1 protein-coding gene is annotated in these 2158 nt (G+C 27.1%); it reads right to left on the minus strand.

From position 1 onward, the window contains the following. Nucleotides 1–2158: DEAD/DEAH box helicase family protein (locus ACERKK_RS12965; protein ID WP_373773494.1), on the minus strand; the 2158-nt coding region annotated here is incomplete at both ends.

The following is a 2158-nucleotide window of genomic DNA, read 5'->3' on the forward strand; positions in this document are numbered from 1 at the left end:
TCTTTTATATCTCTTGTTCTTAAAATCTGTGCTTTTTGTTTTAACTCTTTTATATTTTTATCATTGTTTTTTTCATTTAAAATATTTTCTTGTGTATTTAAAATAAGTATCTCAAATCTTTGCACTTCATAATCACTAGAATCTTCAATATATTCACAAATTGTATTAATATCACTAAACATATCATCACTTATAAAATCCAAAGAGTTTTTTTGTAAGTCTTGAATTAAGTGCTTGTGTTTTTTTACATTGTATGCTTTTGCATTAATATTAGAAATTTGTTGTTTTACTATACTTTGGATATTCTCTTTTAGACTATCCTCTTCCAAGTTCATTAGAAGTTTAACTCTTTTTAAAAATAACCGCTCTTTTAGAGATTTAGTATTACTTGGTTTTAAACCTTCACTATTTACTCCAAAGTATGTAAAGTTTTGACAAAAATCAAATATTTTAAAAGAGTCTTTATCAACACCTACATCAAATATATCAGGGCATAGTCTTGTACCACGTCCTATCATTTGCCAAAATTTTGTTTTTGATTTAATTGGCTTGAAAAATACTAAGTTTAATATTTCAGGTACATCAATACCAGTATCAAGCATATCAACACTTATAGCTATTTGTGGATTTTTAGATGGGTTTTTAAAATCATCTAATAATGAATCAACATGTGCTATTTCACTATGTATAATTTGTGCTATTTCGCTAATACTTGGATATTTTAAATCAAAAACTTGTTTTATAAATTCTGCGTGTTTTTGGTTTTTTGCAAATATTATAGTTTTTCCTATTTTATTTCCATCTTCTATTTTTAGACCATGATTAAAAAGATAATCTAATACTTTTTCATTTGTTTCTTTGTTTAGTATTCTTTTGTTTATCTCTTTTGCATCAATATTCTTTTTATCATCTTCTAGTTCTTCATCAAATTCATTTTCGAACTTTTCTTCAAACTCTTCTTTTTCATCATTTGATAAATCAGCATAGTTAATACCACGGGAAACAATCCCTAAATCAATCTCGAAAGCATTAAAATTCACTAGATATTCATCTTCTATGGCTTGGTCTAGTGTATATGAGTCTGTTGGTTCTTCAAAATCTGTTTGAAAAAACTCATAAGTATTTCTATGAATCTCTCCTGTTGGAGTAGCAGTAAGTCCTAATACTAAAGAGTCAAAATACTCAAATATTGCTTTGTATTTTTTATATATACTTCTATGTGCTTCATCTACTATGATTAAATCAAAGAATGCACTATTGTATTTGTCTTTTTTTATTAGATTATGTACTGTTTCGTATGTTCCAAAATGCATACGATTTTGTAAATCTTTTTCAAGTACTAGATTAACAGATGTTTCACTCAAATACTCATCAAAATTTTTACGTGCTTGTTTTACAAGCTCTTTTCTATCTGCTAAAAAAAGAACCTTTCTTATCCATGAGGCTTTTAATAATACATCTGTAATACTAGCTGCAACTCTTGTTTTTCCAGATCCTGTTGCCATTACTAATAAGGCTCTTGATTTCTTGCTTTCGTAGTTTTTTAGAACATTTTTTATTGCTCTTTTTTGATACCCTCTATTTGTAATATCATTATTTATTTCAAATTTGGAAGGGATATTTTTTTTGATTGATTCTAATTTATTTAAAGCTCGTAAAAGTTCGTCTTTTGGAAAAAAGCTATGTATTTCTCTAAAAGGATAAAGTTCATTTTTATACTCAATAACTCTCCCATTTGTTACAAAGATTAAAACTTCATTTCCAAACTTCTTTTTTAAGGCATTTGCATAAACTTGGGCTTGGTGTTTTCCTTTGTTTACATCTGCACTTGTTCTTTTTGCTTCTATTACTGCTATTGGTATATCATCATTCCAAATAACATAATCAGCATAGCCAAAAGAGCCATCTTCAAGTACTAGCTTATATTCTGTATCTTTGCCATTTTTGAAGTTTTTTACGTCATATCCAGCTTCAAATAACTCTAAATCTATTAAGTTTTCTCTTGTAGTTTTTTCATCTATATTTTTTACTTTGATGACTTTTTGTTTTTTATTTTGTTTTTCTTCTGGGCTTTTTAATTCTAGGGCTGCTTTTAGTTTTTCTAGTTCTTTTACTAAGTTTTCATTTTCTTCTAGGAGTTTTTGTTCTTCGTTTGTTT

The sequence above is a fragment of the Poseidonibacter sp. genome, from assembly GCF_041821165.1.
GTDB lineage: Bacteria > Campylobacterota > Campylobacteria > Campylobacterales > Arcobacteraceae > Poseidonibacter.